Genomic DNA, 20,105 nt, shown 5'->3' on the forward strand with positions numbered 1-20,105 from the left:
AGATCCTATGAATCGTCATGCTATATATGCACTCACCCTCTCGATGCTCATCGGGATAGGGGCTACGAGCTGCACGAAGTACAACGAAGTCGATCCTCCCCGTACCGACCAAAAGAGTACGGACGAGCTCCCTCTACCCACGCACACCATCAGCCAGCTCAAGGCTCTCTACAAGCGTGGTGGTACGCTCATCGACAAGCCCATCGTCATCTCTGCAGTCATCGCCTCAGACGACAGCGAGGGGAACCTCTACAAGTCCTGCTACATCGAGGATGAGACGGGCGGTATGGAGCTTAAGTTCGCCCTCGGCAACCTCAGCTCTGTCTACCCTCAGGGTACGCGAGTACGCCTCCTCTGCCAGGGCCTGCAGCTCGGCGACTACGCTGGACAGATCAATATCGGATATACCTCCAAGGATGAGAAGTACGAGACAGCCTTCTATCCTGAGCTCCTCGTACACCGCGTACTCCTCAAGGAAGGTCACACCGATATCAAGCCCCACGAGCTCACCATCGCGACACTGAATAAAAAGTACGCAGGTACGCTCGTCAGCCTCAAGGATGTACAGTTCCTCGCCTCCGAGCTGGGTCAGACTTATGCTGATCCGCAGGGCAAGGACAAGAACCGCAATGTGAATCGCACGCTCGTAGACCGCTCTGGCGCACAGCTCATCGTCCGCACGAGCAGCTATGCGAAGTTCGCGGGTCGCACCGTCCCCACGGGCTCGGGTACGATCACTGCTATCCTCACCTACTTCCGTGACACCCCTCAGCTCCTCATCCTGCGTGAGCAAGATGTCCAGCTCACGGGCGCACGCTTCTAAATCCCCCCTACAGCACTCACCATCTCAACAAATACGATTGACTGATGACAACAAGTAAGATCACGCGCTGGACACTCCTCTTAGCCTCCTGTGCTACCCTGTCCCTCGCCTCGTGTAAGGACAACGATGACGCCTATGAGCGCCCATCGATCTCGGTCACCCAGCTGACGAAGGACAGCAACGGCAATACCCTCATCGGCAAGGACGAGAGCACCGCCACGCTGCACATCCGTACCAACCGCTCTTGGACGGCTACCACCGCCCTCGACTGGCTGAGCATCAGCCCCGAGTCAGGGGACGCTGGCGAACGTGACGTCACGATCAAGGTCCTCAAGAATGCCTCAGGTGCCACCCGCCAAGGCCAATTCGCCTTCAAGGCTGGCAACGAGACCCTCTACTATACCATCACGCAGGCTGGTGACGGCTCTGCAGTCATCACCCCAGGTAAGGATCAGCCTACTCCTAACCTACCCTCAAATCCCACGACGGTAGACGGTGCAGCACTTGCCGCCTTCATCGAGAAGTACGACAAGGGTCAGAGCGTCACGGTAGACGAAGAGACGACTTTCAAGGCCGTCCTCCTCTCTGACATCACGGCGAACAATATAACCAGCCTCAAGAACATCGTCGTGCAGGCTGGCGAAGTCGGTATCACGCTTCGTCTGAATGCCAACGCCTCTAAGGACTGGCGTCCCGGTGCGGTCTTCACCATCAAGACCAAGGGCACGAAGGTCGGCCGCTACCAGGATGGCTCACTGCAGATCGACTACACGGGTCTGAATGATGCTACCTCTATGGTTACTCCCACGGGCGAAGTAGCGACGATTACTCCTAAGGCCGTGACCTTCGCAGACATCTACGCTGGCAAGTACGACAACATCCTCGTAGCTGTCGATGGCGCACAGTTCAAGACTCCTGGCAAGGAACTCAACCCCAACAAGCCTGCTCAGGGTAAGACGTCTGCAGGGAGCTACTTCAATGCGCTCACGGACTGCGCTACGCAGGTCACGGCAGGTGTATCCGATCTCTCGGTAGCTATCTCCTACTACTCGACCTTCAAGACGACGATCGCATCCGACAAGAACGGCCGCATCGTCGGTATCATCCAGCGCTCGGTGACGACGAACAAGGCCTCAGGTCAGAGCACCAAGCACTACAACCTTTGGCCTCGTACGGCTGATGACCTCGCAGGTCTGACGGCTGAGCGCTGCACGGAGGGCACGGCTCCGACGCCTACCCCTTCACCCGATCCCACTCCTACTCCTACTCCTACGCCCACACCTACCCCTCCAGCTACCTCTGGCGATCTGATCATCTCTGCCTACATCGAGGGTCTCGGCAACGAGAAGTACATCCAGATCTCTAACCCCACGGATCAGGAGATCGACCTCAGCACTTACACGCTCCTCGTGAAGAACTTCGGTAAGGACAATAAGGCTACGGAGGGCAAGTTTGCCGAGAGCCGCATCGCTCTGAGGGGTAAGCTCGCTGCAGGTGCTTCACTCGTCCTCCGCCACGAGCAGGCGAAAGTCTATACTGCTGGCACGGTCGCAGACTTCAGCTTCAATGGCAATGACCCCGTGGCTCTGCTGAAGGGTACAGTGACCATCGACCAGATCGGTAATGGTATGGAGACGGCTTGGATCGACAGCCACAAGAAGTTCGCTGGTGCCGACATCGTCCTCCACCGTATCGCATCCGTCAAGGCTCCTTCTGCGACCTTCTCCGCTGACCAGTGGGAGCGCGTCGCCATCACGAAGGAGAATCAGGATGCCACCATCAAGTCTTACCTCGGTAAGCGATAGTCCTTCCTCTCTATGCAGAAGACGATTAAATCTCTTCGGATAAAGACCATCCTCATGGGGCTCGGCCTCATGGGGATGGCTTTCTCCAGCTGTACCACCGAGCGTGGTGACCACCCCGTTCGCACCTCCGACCGCCTCCAGCTCTCCCTCCCAGGCTCTTCGACCGACAAGATCAAGAGCGTACCCAAGGAAGGCTCGAACTTCTACATCAAGCTCCGTGCGGCCTCCGACTGGAAGCTCACCGTCACGCCCGAGGAGGCATCCTCATGGATCGAGCTTGAGCGTAGCAAGGGGGATGGCACGTCCAGCTCCTCTATCTCCGTCTCGGTAAGTCAGAACCTCGGTGCCTCTCGCTCAGCACAGATCATCGCGACCTCAGCGGGCGTTCGTGACACCCTCGTCATCAGCCAGCAGGGTACGGGTGAGGTCACCCCTACGCCATCACCCATCCCCTCCCCTACGGGTGAGTATATCCTCGGTGACGCGACGATGCTCGAGGTCCCCGCACTCCATGGTGGTAGTCAGAACTACTTCGTCACGCACCGCGCTGGTGGTATCGTGAACTACTCCCTCGAGTACGACACCGACAAGCGTCACCCACGCTTCGTCTGCTTCACCTTCGACAATACGACCTCGGCTCAATCCGTCAGACGTAGCGATGCTTGGCAGTGGGATCCCTACATACCTCAGCGATTCTCTACGGAGAATCTCTTCCGTGGGAGCGGATACGACCGTGGTCACATGGTCGCCTCCTCTGACCGCCTCTTCAGTGCCGAGGCCAATCGACAGACCTTCTACTACACGAATATGAGCCCACAGCTCAGTGACCTCAACCAGAAATTCTGGATGGAGCTCGAGCAGAAGGTCCAAGCATGGGGTCGCAACTCCCAGCTCCGTGACGTCCTCTACGTCGCCAAGGGCGGGACGATCCGTGATGATCAGGTCGAGAGCAAGAAGGTCCGTGGCGTCATCGTCGTGCCTAAGTACTATTGGATGGCTCTCGTCATGAAGAAGGGCTCTACCTACCACGGCATCGGCTTCTTGGTCGAGCACCGCTTCTATGGAGCAAATACCTCCATGCGTAGTGTCGCCCTATCTATCGACGAGCTGGAGACAAAGCTCGGGATGGATCTCTTCCACAACTTCCCCGACGACATCGAGCAGCAATTCGAGGCAGAATCTCCCGCTACGCCTGCTACGCTCAGCTACTGGCCCGGGCTCTAAGTCGAGTCTTTAGCTCCGTCCCCTACCGACACCCGTCGACTGCTCCTGCGGTCGGCGGGTGTTGCCTTTTATACGAAGGGGAACGTGTAGTTTGGCGCAGGAGGCGTAGCAACCACTATGGGTTTGAGAGCAATCCTATATTAAGTTATTGCTCTGCGTGTAGGGATAAAAGTTGCGGACGAGTGGCAGAAAAGTTTGGGCTACGTACGTGGCTCTAATATCTACGTACGTGGATATTTGGATTTACGTGCCTGGTCTTTAAAACTACGTGCATAGACAGAGGAAAACCACTACATGAAGGCGCTTTTTTCTTCACGAGAAGGACACTTTTCCCCCCGCTGGACAAGAGGAATACTCGCGATAAGGCGAAGGGCTTATCAAAGCCCGCTCTTGGCAGTATCAAGAAAAGGACTACCTTTGTCCGTAGAGCAACTCAAAGGGGTGCTGGCGTAGGACACGAGTCCACGCTGTGCTGAGATTATACCCGAAGACCTGATCCAGATAATGCTGGCGTAGGCAGAGAGTGGAGGCGATATCCCGCCGCTCATCCTCTAAGATCTTCCGTTACTCGCGCTGTGATTGAGCCCGTCGGCTCGTCATAGTTCCCCAGAGAGTGTCTGCCCCCTTGTGGTAGTAGGCTCGCTGGAGGTGTGTCGTCACTTCGCACTTCCTCATCACACCATGACGATAGAGTTACTTACGATGAAGATCTTGATCAACGGAGCTCCCACCACGCTCCCCCATGTATGCACGATCCCCGAAGCCCTTGCCTTCGCAGCGATCGACCTACCACCTCGCTCGGCTATCGCCGTCAATGAGCGCTTGGTACCCCGCACAGCCTTAGCCACCTACCAGCTCGAGGAGGGCGACACCCTTCTCCTCATCCGACCTACCTTCGGAGGCTAAGCCCTACCCTTCCCACGACACACACATTCCCCTACTATTATGAAGATCAAAAATGTCCTTACTCACGGCCCACTCATCGGCTCGGAGAAGATCTATGTACCTGGCCAGCTCTTCCCCGAGCTACGTGTCGGCATGCGCCGCATCGTCCTCTCCGACACCTACAATGAGGATGGGAGCCGTACCCCCAATGCCCCTGTCGTCGTCTATGACACAGGTGGCCCGTACACCGATAGCGCCTATCAGGTAGACCTCGAGGCGGGCCTGCCACGCCTACGTGAGCCGTGGATCGACCGCCGAGACGATACGACCCGTAGCGAAGAGCTCGGCAGTGAATACACCCGCTCACGCCTCCAGCAGCGCGCCCTTGACGGCCTGCGCTACCGTCACATCTCCCTCCACCCTCGGGTAGCGAAGGAGCACTGTGTCACCCAGCGCTACTATGCCAGTCAAGGCATCATCACCGAGGAGATGGAGTACGTGGCGATACGTGAGAACCAACTCATCGACGAGGCCAAGGAGCGCCATGCCATGGCAGGCGACCCGCTGGGCGCAGAGATCCCCCCATACGTGACCCCAGAATTTGTCCGTGAAGAGATCGCCCGAGGGCGCGCCATCATCCCAGCCAACATCAACCACCCCGAGCTCGAACCCATGATCATCGGGCGCAACTTCCTCTGTAAGGTCAATGCCAATATCGGCAACTCTGCCATCACCAGCAGCATCGCCGAGGAGGTGGAGAAGGCCGTATGGGCTACCCGCTGGGGTGCTGACACCGTGATGGACCTCTCCACTGGGCGTCACATCCACGAGACGCGTGAGTGGATCATCCGCAATAGTCCCGTGCCCATCGGTACCGTCCCCCTCTACCAAGCGCTGGAGAAGGTCCACGGCAAGACCTACGACCTCAGCTGGGAGATCTATCGCGATACCCTCATCGAGCAGGCGGAGCAGGGTGTCGACTACTTCACCATCCATGCAGGGCTACGCAAGGAGCACATCCCGCTGACCCTCAAGCGCCTTACAGGTATCGTCAGCCGTGGTGGGGCGATCATGGCGGGCTGGTGCACCGAGCACGACGAGGAGAGCTTCCTCTACACCCACTTCGAGGAGATCTGTCAGATAGCTGCCCGCTACGACGTCTCCCTCTCCCTCGGCGATGGCTTGCGTCCAGGCTGCATCCATGACGCCAACGATGCAGCACAGTTCGCAGAGCTGAAGACTCTCGGCGAACTCAATCGCATCGCCGCTCGCTACCATGTGCAGGTGATGATCGAAGGCCCTGGGCACATCCCCATGCACCTCATCCCCGAGAACATGACACGCGAACTCCTCGACTGCGATGAAGCCCCCTTCTATACCCTCGGCCCGCTGGTCTCCGACATCGGTGCTGGCTACGACCACATCACGGGGGCTATCGGCGCCTCGATCATCGGGCATCAGGGTACCGCCATGCTCTGCTACGTCACGCAGAAGGAGCACCTCGGCCTCCCCGAGCGCAATGACGTCCGTGAGGGAGTCGTGACCTATAAGCTCGCAGCCCATGCCGCAGACCTAGCGAAGGGACACCCGACGGCCTACCTGCGTGACTATGCGATGAGTAAGGCGCGATTTGAATTCCGCTGGAGAGACCAGTTCCATCTGGCACTCGACCCCGAGCGTGCTCAGGAGTTCCACGACGAGACCCTCCCCGATGAGGAGCACAAGGAGAAGCACTTCTGCTCAATGTGTGGTGAGCACTTCTGCTCGATGCGTGCGAACCGCTCCTTCCGTCAAGTATTGCAGTCACGCTCTGCTGTCCCCAGCAAAGGACTTGCACTCAGCACCGAAGCCCCATGTAGTCACCATAGATAGCCCTTATGCTACCCCAGCAGATCATCGCCATCACACCACCCTCGCTCGGTGATACAGGCGAAGCCCTGTACATCGCTCACCTCCTCCGTCTTGGCGTCGGGCGCGTACACATACGCAAGCCCGACGCCACGGTAGAGGAGCTTGAGGCGCTCATCCGCTCTATACCTCGTGAGCTCCGCAGTCGCTGCGTCCTCTCACACCACATCGCGCTGGTGAGACGCTGGGAGCTTGGCGGTGTGCACCTCTCCGTAGCCGACTGGAGTGCACTCCGTGAGCGCCCAACGGAGGCCCTTCGCCCCGAGCAGATCGTCGGTATCAGTTGCCACAGCGTAGCGGAGCTGGAGCACCTACCCTTCCGTCCCGACTACGCCTATGTGAGCCCCGTCGCAGCGAGCATCAGTAAGCCTGACTATGGGAATGATAGCCCATGGACGCCCGAGCTGAGGCGAGCCGTCACGGCACGTTTCCCCTTCCCCCTCATCGCTCTGGGGGGCATCGGAGAGGCAAATGCCCAAGGCTTCATCGAAGAGGGTTTCGCTGGTGTCGCACTCTTAGGATACTTCGCAAATCAGCAGCTCCACGAGCTCACCGAGCGTGTGCAGAAGCTGTGCGCCCCGACACTCCTCCTCTGCGGGGGTATCGACCCGACAGCAGAAGCTGGGCTCACAGCGGATATGCAGCATGCCACACGCTTAGGAGTGCATGCCTATAGCATCGTGACGGCGCTCACTTGTCAGGATGCTGTGGCCTTCACCCGCCTCACGGCAGTTGCTGACACAGACCTCATCGAGGCCGTACGTGCTCTTCGTAGGCAGTCGCCTCCGCAGGTAGCTAAGATTGGGCTCATCGCTTCGCTCCACCAGTTGCGCCTCCTCGTTCGTGAGATCCGTGCGCTCTTCCCAGCCTGTCGCATCGTCTGGGATCCGATACTACGCACCAGCTCGGGCGCAGACCTCCTCTCCGATGCCAGCCGTGAAAGCCTCCTCGAGGTAGCAGAGCTGGTAGACGTCATCCTCCCCAATCACTACGAGTCCCGCCAGCTCTTCGGGGAGAGCATACCACACGAATGGGTAGAGCGCACTCATACCGCTGTCATCGCGAAGTCCGCCTCCTCTACGGAGGAGGAAGTCACCGACAGGGCCTACCTTGCCGATGGTCGGCTCATCGAGAGCACCGCACCACGCCTCGGAGAAGACCGCCATGGCACGGGCTGCCTCTACGCCACCACGCTATGCGCTGCCTTAGCTCGGGGCGAAGATTACCAAGAGGCACTCCACACAGCCCAGCGTGCGACGATGCACTACCGCCTTGGGCGAGGGCAGGAAGCTCCCGTAAGACGACTGCCACTCGGCCGTCGGATGTTCGTCACGCACGCTACCACCACAGCGGAGATCCTCGAGCAGACCGACCTCGTCCTTCGTCAGGGCTTAGCGGATATCGTGGAGCTACGCATGAAGGACGCCACGTGGGAGACCTTCCTTCATACCGCACGCGAGACCTTAGCACTCTGTCATGCCTACAGCGTCCCCCTACTCATCAATGACCGAGTAGACATCGCGCTCCTCACGGGTGCCGATGGCGTGCATCTCGGACAGAGAGATATATCCCCGACGGAGGCCCGACGTCTCTTAAGCAACTATGCTCTCATTGGTCTGACGTGCAACAGCACAGAAGACCTCACCACAGCACGTACGCTCCCCATCGACTACGTGGGCATCGGCCCCTTCCGCTTCACCTCGACAAAGAAGAAGCTCGCCCCCATCTTGGGGCTTGAGGGCTATCGTGCTCTCCAGCTCCAGGCCTTTCCCCTCCCAGCTTATGCCATCGGTAGCGTGTCCCCCGAGGACATCCCCGACCTATATGCCCTCGGACTCTACGGCGTCGCCATGAGCAGCAGCCTCATCCATGCCGCCCGCATCGCTGCGGACGACCGACCTTAATACACCTGACCACTATGCTTACCATAGCAGACAAGACCTTCCATTCGCGACTCTTCCTCGGTACGGGGAAGTTCGCCTCCCCCGCCCTCATGGCTCGTGCTGTCGAAGCCTCGGGGACCGAACTCGTCACCCTCGCTCTCAAGCGTGTCGAGCTCCAGCATACCGACAGCGATGACCTCGTAGCTCCCCTTGACAACCCTCACATCCAGCTCCTTCCCAATACCAGCGGGGCGAAGACCGCCGAAGAAGCCATCCTCGCCGCAGAGCTAGGACGCGAAGCCCTCGAGACGAATTGGCTCAAGCTCGAGGTGCACCCCGACCCACGCTACCTAATGCCCGACCCCATCGAGACGCTACGTGCCGCCGAGGAGCTGGTGAAGCGAGGCTTCATCATCCTACCCTATGTGCAGGCAGACCCCGTACTCTGCAAGCGTCTCGAGGAGGTAGGCTGTGCCACCGTCATGCCCCTAGCAGCACCTATCGGTACGAATCGCGGGCTGGACACCCGTGCCCTCCTACGTATCATCATCGCTGAGAGCACCATCCCCGTCGTCATCGATGCGGGCATAGGTAGCCCCAGCCACGCCGCCGAATGTATGGAGATGGGTGCTGATGCCGTACTCGTCAACACAGCTATCGCCACAGCACAAGACCCCATAGCTATGGCGCGCGCCTTCCGCCTTGGGGTCGAAGCAGGTCGCATGGCCTACGAAGCTAAGCTCGCCCCACAGAGTCACGAAGCGGTAGCCTCCTCTCCTCTCACCGCCTTCCTCTTCACTCCCGAGCCATGACCACCGACACGACGGCCTATGATGTGCTACGGGCCTATGACTTCGACACCCTCCAGAGGGAGATTTATAGCAAGACGGCAGCGGACGTCCAGCGCGCCCTCGCTGCACCGCACCGCACGATAGCGGACTTCATGGCACTCGTCTCACCTGCTGCCGTTCCCTACCTCGAGGAGATGGCACGCGAGGCACACCGCCTTACCGTAGAGCGCTTCGGCCATACGATCCAGCTCTATATCCCGCTCTACCTATCTAATGTATGCTCCAATAGCTGCGTCTACTGCGGATTCAGCGTGGAGAACAAGATCCGACGGCGCCAGCTGACGCTCTCCGAGATCGACCGGGAGGTAGAGGCCATCAAGGCCTTGGGTTTCCGACACCTCCTACTCGTCAGTGGCGAAGACCTTCGTGCCAACTCATGGAAGTACTACCTGCAGGTCGTCGAGCATATCCGCCCGCACTTCGCCCAGCTCAGCCTCGAGGTCCAGCCCCTCACGACCGAGCAATATACCGCCCTCCACGAGGCGGGGGTAGACTATGTCTGCGTCTATCAGGAGACCTACCACGAGGCGCACTACCCCAGCTACCACCCCCGAGGGAAGAAGGCCGACTACCGCTACCGTCTTGAGACCCCCGACCGCATCGCCCAAGCAGGTATCGAGAAGATTGGGCTCGGTGCCCTCTTAGGGCTCGAGGACTGGCGCACCGATAGCACCTTCACCGCCCTGCATCTCTGCTACCTTCGTCAGCGCTACCGCCAGACCCGCTACTCTATCTCCCTACCTCGTCTTCGCCCCGCAGTGGGGGCTTATGAGCCCTCCTCACCCATTGATGACCTCGGCATCACGCAGCTCATCTTGGCCTTCCGTCTCCTTGATCCGCATGTGGAGATCTCCCTCTCGACACGTGAGTCAGCCTCCTTCCGTGATCACGTCCTCCCCTTGGGTATCACGAGCATGAGCGCGGGGAGCCACACCGAGCCCGGAGGCTATGCCGAGAGCAGCGAAGATCTGGAGCAGTTCGTCATCAACGACAGCCGTAGTCCTGCGGAGTTCGCCGCCCACCTGCGCAGCGCAGGCTACGAGCCGGTATGGAAGGACTGGGATAGTTGGCTCTGACCTCACAGCCCATTAAAAGCACGATTCCAAGCAATGGACATGGCAGAGATAGACGACCTCAAGACCCGATACGCCCGACAGATGAGCCTCCCCGAAGTCGGGGAAGAAGGGCAGATGCGCCTGGCTAGGAAGCGGGTAGCCGTCATCGGAGCAGGAGGGCTGGGCTCAGCTCTCCTGCCCCTCCTTGTGGGAGCAGGGATCGGGCATCTCACACTATGCGATGACGATAGTATCTCAGTGAGTAACCTCCCCCGTCAGACGCTCTACACCACGCACGAGGTAGGTAGGAGCAAGGCGCAGTGCGCTGCCGAGCGACTCCGCGCAGCCAATCCCCACTGCGACATCACGGCCTACAGTGAGCGCCTCACCGAGGCGAATGCCACCCGCCTCATCGGGGAGGTCGACCTTCTCATCGACGCTACCGACAACGAAGCGACACGCCTCCTCCTCGATCGCTACGCCTCAGAGCACCAGATCCCGTGGCTCTATGCCTCGCTCGAGGGGTGGTGCGGACAGCTGGCACTCTTCCTCCCCGACTCACCCTCACGCTACCGAGACCTCTTCCCCGAGGGAGCTGAGGGAGACGCCCCAAGCCCCACACAAGCCCCCTTCCCCGTGATGGCGACCACTCCCGCCGTCATCGGCTCTATCGCCGCCGCCGAAGCTCTCAAGCTCCTGCTGGGCCTTCCCTCTCCCCTCACCGAAGGCCTCCTCCTCGTAGATAGCCTTCAGCTCTCCTTCCAGCTCATCCGCCGCTAAGCTACCTGTCGGAAGAGACAGAGCAATTTAGCCCGCTATCTACATACGTCTACGCAAGCAGATAGCGGGCTTCAATAGTACCCTCAATTTTGAACCAGTACTGGTCACTCAATCAAGCAGTACTGGTCGGACTTCGGACCAGTACTGGTACACACCACCAAACAGTACTGGTCAACTCAGCGACCAGTACTGGTTCATTTTACCCCTCACCGTATAGAACATCAAGCATCCCTTCTATAAAGGGCGTCATCTATGGGAACTATAGGGAGCTTAGGCGAGAATACGCTACCTAAAAATTCGGCACACACTACTTTGTATCTAATAATTACGTAGCTTTGTGGCTGAGAATAGATCAATATTGTATCCTTATGACACCACAATGATCTCATGAGGTATCAAAACAAACACCACGACACACCCAGCTTTGCCAAGCGAATGCGATAGCTATCTCCCCGCCCCTGGTTGCGGACGATAGCTCCCTTTGTTATGGCTCTACATTATATAATATAGCGTCACTGTTCCCCACCTCGGGGACAGCAAGCAATGAGCGATCCCCCCAGCCATAGGCAGTGAGGCGGTCGCTCGTCTCTTTTTACCACGGAATACAGACAAGCATAAATTATTCAAACACCTATACAATTAATTGAACGAATGAGGAAAAGTACATTACTCCTCCTCACCCTGCTCCTGGGGTTCCTGCCTGCGCTCGCGCAGCAGGTGGTGACGGGCACCGTCGTCACCGCCCCCGACAACGAGGCCGCCATCGGAGCCTCGATTATCGTCAAGGAACATAGCAAGGTGGGGACAACCGTGGGGCTGGATGGCAGCTTCAAGATCACGGTACCCGCAGGCTCTAAGACCCTGCGCATCTCCTACATTGGTTACCTCACCCAAGAGGTGCCTATCAAGGACAAGATGAAGATCACACTCGAGCCCTCAGAGAAGACGCTGGACAAGGTCGTCGTCACGGGGCTCACCAAGGTAGACAAGCGCCTCTTCACGGGAGCCTCCGCTAAGCTCGGCGGCGACAAAGCCAAGCTCGACGGGGTACCCGATGCAGCCCGCGCCCTTGAAGGCCGCGCAGCAGGGGTCTCGGTACAGAATGTCTCGGGGACCTTTGGTACAGCTCCTAAGATCCGCGTGCGTGGGGCAACCTCTATCTACGGGAGCTCCAAGCCCCTCTGGGTCGTCGACGGTGTCATCATGGAAGACGTATCTAATGTAGGTGCTGATGACCTCGCTTCGGGGAACCCTGAGACGCTCATCAGCTCTGCTATCGCTGGTCTCAATGCCGACGACATCGAGAGCTTCCAGGTGCTGAAGGACGGCTCGGCTACCTCTATCTATGGTGCACGCGCTATGGCGGGTGTCATCGTCGTCACGACGAAGAAGGGGAAGCAAGGTCAAGCGAACTTCAACTACACGGGTGAGTTCACCAGCCGCCTCATCCCTTCCTACCGCGACTTCGACATCCTCAACTCACAGCAGCAGATGAGTATCTACCGCGAGCTGCGCGATAAAGGATGGCTGAACTTCGCCGAGGTCCTCAACGGCAGTGACTACGGGATCTATGGTAAGATGTACGAGCTGATCAACACGTACAATCCCAAGACCCGCACCTTCCTGCTCGACAATACGACGAAGGCAGAGAACGCTTACCTCCAGCAGGCTGAGCGACGCAATACAAACTGGTTCAAGGAGCTCTTCTCGCCCTCCATCATGCAGACCCACTCGGTGAGCATGAGCGGTGGTACGAGCAAGTCGAACTACTACGCCTCTGCCTCCGCCCTCATCGATCCAGGGTGGTACAAGCAGAGTCAGGTCAAGCGATACACCGCTAACCTCAACGTCACGCATCACCTCCTGAAGAGCCTCTCACTGAATGTCATCGGGGGTGCCTCCTATCGTAACCAGCGTGCGCCTGGTACGCTCGGTCAAGATGTAGACGTCGTAGGTGGTGAGGTCAAGCGCGACTTCGACATCAACCCCTATTCCTACGCTACGAATACCTCGCGTGTCCTCGACCCACGAGAGTACTATACGGCGAACTACGCTCCATTCAATATCTTCAACGAGCTGGAGAATAACTACATCGACCTGGATGTACTCGATGCAAAGTTCCAAGCTGAGCTGCGCTTCAAGCCCATCCGTGGTCTGGAGCTGACCCTCCTCGGGGCCTTCAAGCATACGGCTGCCTCACAGCAGCACAATGTGCGTGACAACTCGAACCAAGCACTGGCCTACCGCGCCATGCCAAACAGCGTCATCAGAGAGTCCAACAAGTACCTCTACCGTGACCCAGATCATCCCTACGATCTCCCCAGCACCGTCCTGCCCAATGGTGGCTTCATGCACAAGGGTGAGAACCGCATGAGCAACTACGACTTCCGTGCTACGGCAAACTATAACCGCACCTTCGGAGTCCACACGCTCAATCTCTTCGGTGGTCTTGAGACGACCAATATCCAGCGTAACCGCACCGCCTTCACGGGCTGGGGCCTGCAGTATGCCGCTGGAGAGACGCCCTTCTACCCCTACCAGTACTTCAAGAAGCAGGTAGAGGACGGCAATAGCTACTACAACCTCAACAACACGAACTATCGTACGGTAGCCTTCTACAGCAATGCGACCTACTCCTATAAGGGGCGCTACGTCGTCAACGGTACCTACCGCTACGAAGGCTCGAATCAACTCGGGCGCAGCAGCAATGCTCGCTGGATGTCTACGTGGAACGTCTCGGGCGCATGGAATATGCACGAGGAAGACTTCTTCCAGAAGCTCAAGCCTCTGAGCCACCTCACACTCCGTCTCTCCTATAGCCTTACGGGGACGCCTCCAGATCCCTCCTATAGCAGCTCGACGACTATCCTCAAGTCCTACATCCCCTTCCGCCTCTTCGCCGAAGACCAGGAGCCCGGTATCGGTATCGAGCAGCTGGGGAATGCGGACCTGACCTACGAAAAGAAGAACGAGCTCAACGCCGGCTTCGACGCAGGCCTCTTCGGTGATCGCCTCAGCCTCTCCTTCGATGCCTACACCCGTCGTAACTTCGATGAAATGGGCCCCATGATCACGCAGGGTATCGGTGGTACGATCATCCGTCCTGCCAACGTCGCAGAGATGATGTCCAGTGGTCTTGAGCTCAGCATCACCTCGCAGAACATCAAGACGAAGGACTTCAACTGGACGACGAGCTTCATCTACTCCTACACGCACTCGGAGATCACCAAGCTCTACAACCAGGGGCGTATGATCGACCTTGTCAGTGGGAACGGCTTCGCTAAGAAGGGCTACCCCGCACGTGCCCTCTTCTCTATCCCCTTCGTCGGCCTCAATAACCAAGGTCTCCCCCAGCTCATCAACGAGAAGGGTGAGGTCACGACCGACAACATCAACTTCCAGGAGCGTAACCACACCGAGTACCTCAAGTACGAAGGTCCTACCGACCCCACCCACACGGGCTCACTCGGCAATACACTCTCCTACAAGGGCCTCCACCTCAATGTATTCCTCACCTATGCCTTCGGCAATGTCGTCCGACTTGATCCGAAGTTCAAGGCTTACTATGGGGATATGGCCTCGATGACGCACGCCTTCATCAACCGCTGGCAGGCTGCTGGCGAGGAGGATCGTACGGACATCCCCACCATCCTGAGCCGTCGTCAGTACGCTACCAACAATAATCTGCGCTACGCCTACAACGGCTACAACTACTCTACGGCACGTATCGCTAAGGGCGACTTCATCCGCCTCAAGGAGATCTCCCTCGCCTATGACCTGCCCACAAGTCTGATCAAGCGTACGCCTCTGCGTAGCGCTTCGGTCAAGGTACAGGCTACGAACCTCTTCCTCCTGTATGCAGACAAGAAGCTCAACGGCCAAGACCCAGAGTTCTTCAACATCGGTGGGGTAGCTTCGCCTACGCCCCGACAGTTCACTCTCACCCTGAAGCTTGGACTCTAACGCATCGACACCAATGAAGAAGAAACATATCATCACCTCAGTCCTCTCGCTGGCACTGCTCTTCTCGAGCTGCGGTAAGTACCTCGACAAGTACCCCGACAACCGTATGGAGCTGCACAGCCCAGAGGATGCGGCGAAGTTCCTCGTATCGGCTTATCCCGATGCCCACGCAGCCTACCTGTTGGAGATGTACTCCGACAATAGCGACGAGCATGACTACACCTCGTGGAGCGCTATCAGCCCCTTCCAGGAGCAGGCCTATCGCTGGAGCGATATCTCCGAGATCCGCGAGCAGGAGACCCCTCAGCAGCTCTGGGATGCACACTATACCGCGATCACCGTCTGCAATGAGGTGCTCAAGCACGTCGCTGGCGCAAGCAATAAGGATGCCTACACCAGTCAGGTTGCCGAAGCCAAGCTATGCCGCGCCTACTCGATGTTCCAGCTGGCAAATGTCTTCTGCCAAGCCTATGCTCCCGAGACGGCAGCCTCCGACTATGGTCTGCCTTATCCTACCGAGCCTGAGGAGCACCCTGGGCGTACCCTCCATCACCGAGGCACGCTCGAAGCGCTCTACAAGCACATCGAGCAAGACCTCACCGAGGGCCTGCGGGATATCAATTCAGCAAACTACGGTAAGCCGAAGTACCACTTCACTGCACAGGCTGCTCATGCCTTCGCTGCACGCTTCTACCTCTATGCCCGTCAGTATGCCAAGGCTATTGAGCACGCTGATGCCGCTCTGGGATCGAACCCACGCACCGACCTACGTGACTGGGCTTCGTGGAGTAAGCAGGGGCTCTCGGGCAATGTACAGCCTAACGCCTATATCCAGTCTTCTGTCAAGGCGAATATCCTCCTGCAGACGGTAGCTACCGAATGGGGCGGCGTCAGCATCCCCATCCTGCGTGGTAGTAAGTATGCCCACGGTGCACTTATCTCCACTACCGAGACCCTCCAGGCCGATGGTCCATGGGGTGCCAGTGGCGATGTGATGAACTACGTCGTGGTGAATAACAACGGGGTATCTAAGTACGCCCTCCACAAGCTCCCCTACACGCCGAAGTACATCGACCGTGTAGCAGGTATCGGTATCCCCTACTCGACCTACGCTACCTTCACCACTGATGAGACACTCATGGTGCGTGCCGAGGCGAAGGCCCTTCTGCAGCGCTATGACGAGGCTCTCGCTGACCTCAACATCGAGCTCAGCGCCTTCACGAAGCGCAGTGTACAGCTGACCCTTCAGCAGATCAAGGACTTCTACCAAGGCATCAAGTACTATACGCCCGAGAAGCCTACTCCTAAGAAGGAGCTTCACACGACACCCGCCCTTGAGACGGAGACTCAGGAGCCTCTCCTGCAGGCCATCCTCCAGCTCCGCCGCCTCATCACCATCCACGAAGGTCTCCGCATGCAGGACGTCAAGCGCTACGGCATCACGATCTACCGCCGTCGTGTGAACGTCAGCAATGCTGTCGAGGCTGTGACGGACAAGATGGAGGCACGCGACCCACGTCTGGCCGTCCAGCTTCCTCAGGACGTCATCTCTGCACAGCTCGAGGCTAATCCCCGAGCTTCCCAACATTAACATAGCGACGAAGGACCTATGAACTACATATATCAAGGACTCATCGGGCTACTCCTCACCGTAGGTATCATCGCCTGCTCCGATGACCAGCCGAAGGATCCCACGATCTTCCCCACAACCTCGGAGACACTCAATGACTTCGAGCAGTGGCTGGACGTGAACTACCGCAGTCCATACAATATCCGCTTCAAGTACAAGCTCGAGGACTCCGAGACAGACCTCAGCTATCACTTCATCCCCGCCGACTCGGCTAAGACAGCCAAGCTCGCGATTATCACGAAGTACCTCTGGTTCGATGCCTATGCCGAAGTCCTCGGGCCTGAGTTTATGAAGCTCAACGCCCCACGTATCCTCGTAGCTATCGGTACGCCGGGCTACACCCGCCAGCGCACCGAGGTCGTCGGTAGTGCCGATGGTGGCTACAAGGTCATCTTAGGGAAGGTCAATTCGCTCACCGACCAAGCTCTGGCCGACTACGAGACGATGACGACCTACTACTTCCACACGATGCATCACGAGTTCACCCACATTCTCAATCAGAAGAAGCCTTACAGCACGGACTTTGCTCTCATCACGAAGTCGGGCTATGTCAGTGGTGACTGGTTCAACCAGTCCGAGCGTGCTGCCAATCGTGCTGGCTTCGTATCGCCCTACGCGATGCAGAATGATGCAGAGGACTTCGCAGAGATGCTCTCCTACTACGTCACCTACACGCCCCAGCAGTGGCAGCAGATCCTCAACAATGCAGGCTCTGCTGGTGCCGCACTCATCCAGCGCAAGCTCCAGCGTGTCAAGGACTATACCCGTGACTCGTGGAAGCTTGACCTCGATGACCTACGTGACGTCGTCCTGCGCCGTGGTGGCCAGATCGCTACATTAGACCTAACTAAGCTCAACTAATCATGCGTCCTACCTATATATATATCCTCTTGGGGCTGCTGAGCTTCATGCTCCCCTCCTGCCTCAAGGACAATAAGGAGATCTTCGACAAGCCTGCGGCAGCTCGCATCGACGCCCTCATCGCTGAGGAGAAAGCCCTTCTCGAAGCTGCGCCCAAGGGCTGGCGTATGGAGTACTATGCTGGCCGAGACTACTCGGGTCCTGGCTTCACGCTCCTGATGAAGTTCGAGAACGGTCACGTGACAATGGCTGGTGACAACGTAGATCCCGAGCTACGGGCTACCAGCGAGTACTCGATCGTCCGCGACCAAGGCCCTGTGCTGACCTTCCCCACCTATAATGAGGTGATTCACTCACTGGCCTCCGCATCACTCGGTTACCCCGAGGGGATCCAGGGAGACTATGAGTTCGCTATCCTCTCAGCCACCGCTGATACAGTACGTCTCCTCGGTAAGAAGTGGGGCAATGAGATGCGCCTCGTCCGCATCCCCGATGACAGCAGCATCGAGGAGCAGATCCTCGGTATCCTCAATGTCCGCGAAGGGATGACAGCAAGCACCTTCGACTTCTCTCTCGGGAGCAAGGAGCTGGCGCAGGGTGAGATCCGTCGAGACGCCCGTCGCCTCTCGGTCAAGATCGGTGAGCGTAGCTTCGACACGCCATTCAACTTCACCGCTAAGGGCATCACGCTACAGAGCCCCATCGTAGTCGAAGGCAAGAGCTACAGCACCTTCACCTGGGATGGCGAAGCCCAGCAGTTCACCTCGGGTGACCTCGTCGCGAAGCTCTTCCTCCCCAAGAGCTATAAGCCTATCGACTTCTGGTACGGCACGTGGACGCTCCGACACAACCCCGTCCGTGGCTGGCGTAAGCCTACGACCCTCACCCTCTCAGCTGGTGAGCGAGCCAATACCCTCTCGGCCGTCCTCACCTTCTACGGAGTCAGCTACAAGATGGTCCTCCCCTACGATGCTACTGCGGGTACGATCAGCTTCCAGGGACAGGCTCTGCACGACCCGACGAATAGATATGCTGGTGGTATCATCCTCGTACCTGCATCGCTGGCTGATGGACGCAAGCTCCTCGCCGCTGAGCTCCATAGCATCACCTTCGCTTGGGATGAAGATCTCCAGCAAGCCGTCGCTAAGGGTACCGAGCTCGCCGATGGTAAGGTCGACTCCTTCTATGGTATCGCCTACGGTGAAGACCTCAATACTCCGCTCGTTGATAGTAAGGGCAACCTCGTCATGCCGATCGCTATCGAGAATATCCAGTACATCAAGAAGCAGCCTTAGTGCCAGCCTCGTATGTACCTCTCTCAATTCAGATGATTACAATACTCATGAAGAGAATAAGCTTAATCCTCCTCGCTGCTCTCGGACTGCTGAGCCTTGGTAGCTCGTGTAAGAAGCAGCAGGATGTACCTCGACTGAGCCAGGTGGACTTCTCCGTACTGGAGGCTAAGACCTACCTACCCGTAGAGTCCTCTACGGCGACCGTACGTCTAGACAAGGCTCCTGCGAAGGCCTACAGCTCCGCCTCTTGGCTTCAGGTAGCTCAGGAAGGTGCGACGATCCGTCTTACCGCGACTGACAATATCAATCCCCAGTCACGCAACGCCTCGCTGGTCCTCAAGGATAGTAAGGGTGACTCCATCGCGATCAACATCATGCAGGCCGGCATCATCTTCGGTCTGCCGAAGGAGCAAGCGATGATCGGGGGAGATGCTGCCATTGACAAGACGATCAAGGCACCCTCGAATATCACCGTCACCTACACCACCTCAGCCGACTGGATCCAGCTGGAGCCCAAGGATCAGCAGCTTCGTGTCATCGTCGCAGAGAACACCACGGGCCGTCCCCGCACGGGCTGGATCATCGCCAAGGGGGTTGGTCTCGTTGACTCACTTCAGGTCACACAGGTCGATCTCGCTGACATCGTAGGGCAATACACTCAGCACTCTATGACGCTGGATGCCGCTACGGGGACGATGGTTCCCCTAAGCTCCGACGTGGAGATCAAGAAGGTCAGCGACACGCAGGCACAGTTCATCATCGACGGCACCTACACATGGGAGGCTGCATTCACGCCTGGTCAAGGCCTGGAGCTCCTCAACGGGAAGGTGGTGAAGACGGCGACAGACCCAGCCAGCGGCAAGAACATCTACATCATGAGCGTCCTCGCTGCCGATGACTTCACTGCTGAGCACAAGACCTATATCATCGGGACACGTGAGCCCGTACTGATCTCCGTCAACCATGACGGCAAGCTCATCTTCAAGGAGAAGAGCAAGATCTCCTCGGAGCAGTACTGGGCTTCCTACGGCTTCGTCCGCTCAAGCTCACGCCAGATCACCCAAGGTACGTTCATCGGCATCGAGAAGTTCTTCATCCAGCCTAAGCTCGAGGCCAAGTAACCCTCCTCCGTCCTTCGGACG

The 20,105-nt window shown here is 58.0% G+C and carries 14 protein-coding genes and 1 riboswitch; all 14 genes read left to right on the forward strand.

What is annotated here, in order from left to right:
• The first annotated feature begins 7 nt into the window (after positions 1-7).
• The 14 genes from HMPREF1323_RS07145 to HMPREF1323_RS07210 all read left to right on the forward strand — a co-directional run bounded on the left by HMPREF1323_RS07145 (position 8) and on the right by HMPREF1323_RS07210 (position 20,084).
• Positions 8-823: a DUF5689 domain-containing protein gene (locus HMPREF1323_RS07145; protein ID WP_009433470.1), complete on the forward strand. Its 816-nt coding sequence runs from the start codon at positions 8-10 to the stop codon at positions 821-823.
• 44 nt (positions 824-867) lie between these two features.
• Complete coding sequence (locus HMPREF1323_RS07150) at positions 868-2,628, forward strand: DUF5689 domain-containing protein (protein ID WP_009433449.1); 1,761 nt, start codon at positions 868-870, stop codon at positions 2,626-2,628.
• Positions 2,629-2,640: 12 nt separating this feature from the next.
• Complete coding sequence (locus tag HMPREF1323_RS07155; protein WP_009433452.1) at positions 2,641-3,852, forward strand: DNA/RNA non-specific endonuclease; 1,212 nt, start codon at positions 2,641-2,643, stop codon at positions 3,850-3,852.
• Between the two features lie 427 nt (positions 3,853-4,279).
• A riboswitch (TPP riboswitch) is annotated at positions 4,280-4,388 on the forward strand.
• 145 nt (positions 4,389-4,533) lie between these two features.
• Entirely contained in the window at positions 4,534-4,758 is a 225-nt protein-coding gene (locus tag HMPREF1323_RS07160; RefSeq protein ID WP_044114215.1) for a sulfur carrier protein ThiS, read from the forward strand.
• A gap of 39 nt (positions 4,759-4,797) precedes the next feature.
• Positions 4,798-6,609: a phosphomethylpyrimidine synthase ThiC gene (thiC, locus tag HMPREF1323_RS07165; protein WP_009433479.1), complete on the forward strand. Its 1,812-nt coding sequence runs from the start codon at positions 4,798-4,800 to the stop codon at positions 6,607-6,609.
• 5 nt (positions 6,610-6,614) lie between these two features.
• On the forward strand, positions 6,615-8,549 hold the full coding sequence (locus HMPREF1323_RS07170) for a thiamine phosphate synthase (protein ID WP_009433482.1): 1,935 nt from the start codon (positions 6,615-6,617) through the stop codon (positions 8,547-8,549).
• 14 nt (positions 8,550-8,563) lie between these two features.
• Positions 8,564-9,340 carry a thiazole synthase gene (locus tag HMPREF1323_RS07175; RefSeq protein ID WP_009433467.1) on the forward strand — a complete coding sequence of 259 codons (777 nt, stop codon included), beginning with the start codon at positions 8,564-8,566 and terminating at the stop codon, positions 9,338-9,340.
• A complete protein-coding gene (thiH, locus tag HMPREF1323_RS07180; protein WP_009433434.1) occupies positions 9,337-10,455 on the forward strand; it encodes a 2-iminoacetate synthase ThiH in 1,119 nt (372 codons plus the stop codon). Before HMPREF1323_RS07175 ends, thiH begins: the two co-directional genes overlap by 4 nt.
• 39 nt (positions 10,456-10,494) lie before the next feature.
• A complete protein-coding gene (locus HMPREF1323_RS07185) occupies positions 10,495-11,214 on the forward strand; it encodes a HesA/MoeB/ThiF family protein (RefSeq protein WP_009433472.1) in 720 nt (239 codons plus the stop codon).
• A gap of 651 nt (positions 11,215-11,865) precedes the next feature.
• Positions 11,866-15,177: a SusC/RagA family TonB-linked outer membrane protein gene (locus tag HMPREF1323_RS07190; RefSeq protein ID WP_044124202.1), complete on the forward strand. Its 3,312-nt coding sequence runs from the start codon at positions 11,866-11,868 to the stop codon at positions 15,175-15,177.
• 13 nt (positions 15,178-15,190) lie between these two features.
• Complete coding sequence (locus HMPREF1323_RS07195; RefSeq protein WP_009433432.1) at positions 15,191-16,768, forward strand: RagB/SusD family nutrient uptake outer membrane protein; 1,578 nt, start codon at positions 15,191-15,193, stop codon at positions 16,766-16,768.
• 18 nt (positions 16,769-16,786) lie between these two features.
• Positions 16,787-17,668, forward strand: a complete 882-nt coding sequence (locus tag HMPREF1323_RS07200) for a zinc-binding metallopeptidase (RefSeq protein ID WP_009433446.1) — start codon at positions 16,787-16,789, stop codon at positions 17,666-17,668.
• 2 nt (positions 17,669-17,670) lie between these two features.
• Positions 17,671-18,963 carry a DUF4302 domain-containing protein gene (locus tag HMPREF1323_RS07205; RefSeq protein WP_009433491.1) on the forward strand — a complete coding sequence of 431 codons (1,293 nt, stop codon included), beginning with the start codon at positions 17,671-17,673 and terminating at the stop codon, positions 18,961-18,963.
• A 47-nt stretch (positions 18,964-19,010) separates the two neighbouring features.
• Positions 19,011-20,084, forward strand: coding sequence for a BACON domain-containing protein (locus HMPREF1323_RS07210; protein ID WP_009433487.1), 1,074 nt, complete (start codon positions 19,011-19,013; stop codon positions 20,082-20,084).
• Positions 20,085-20,105 lie beyond the last annotated feature (21 nt).

The organism is Porphyromonas sp. oral taxon 279 str. F0450 (assembly GCF_000292995.1).
GTDB lineage: Bacteria > Bacteroidota > Bacteroidia > Bacteroidales > Porphyromonadaceae > Porphyromonas > Porphyromonas pasteri.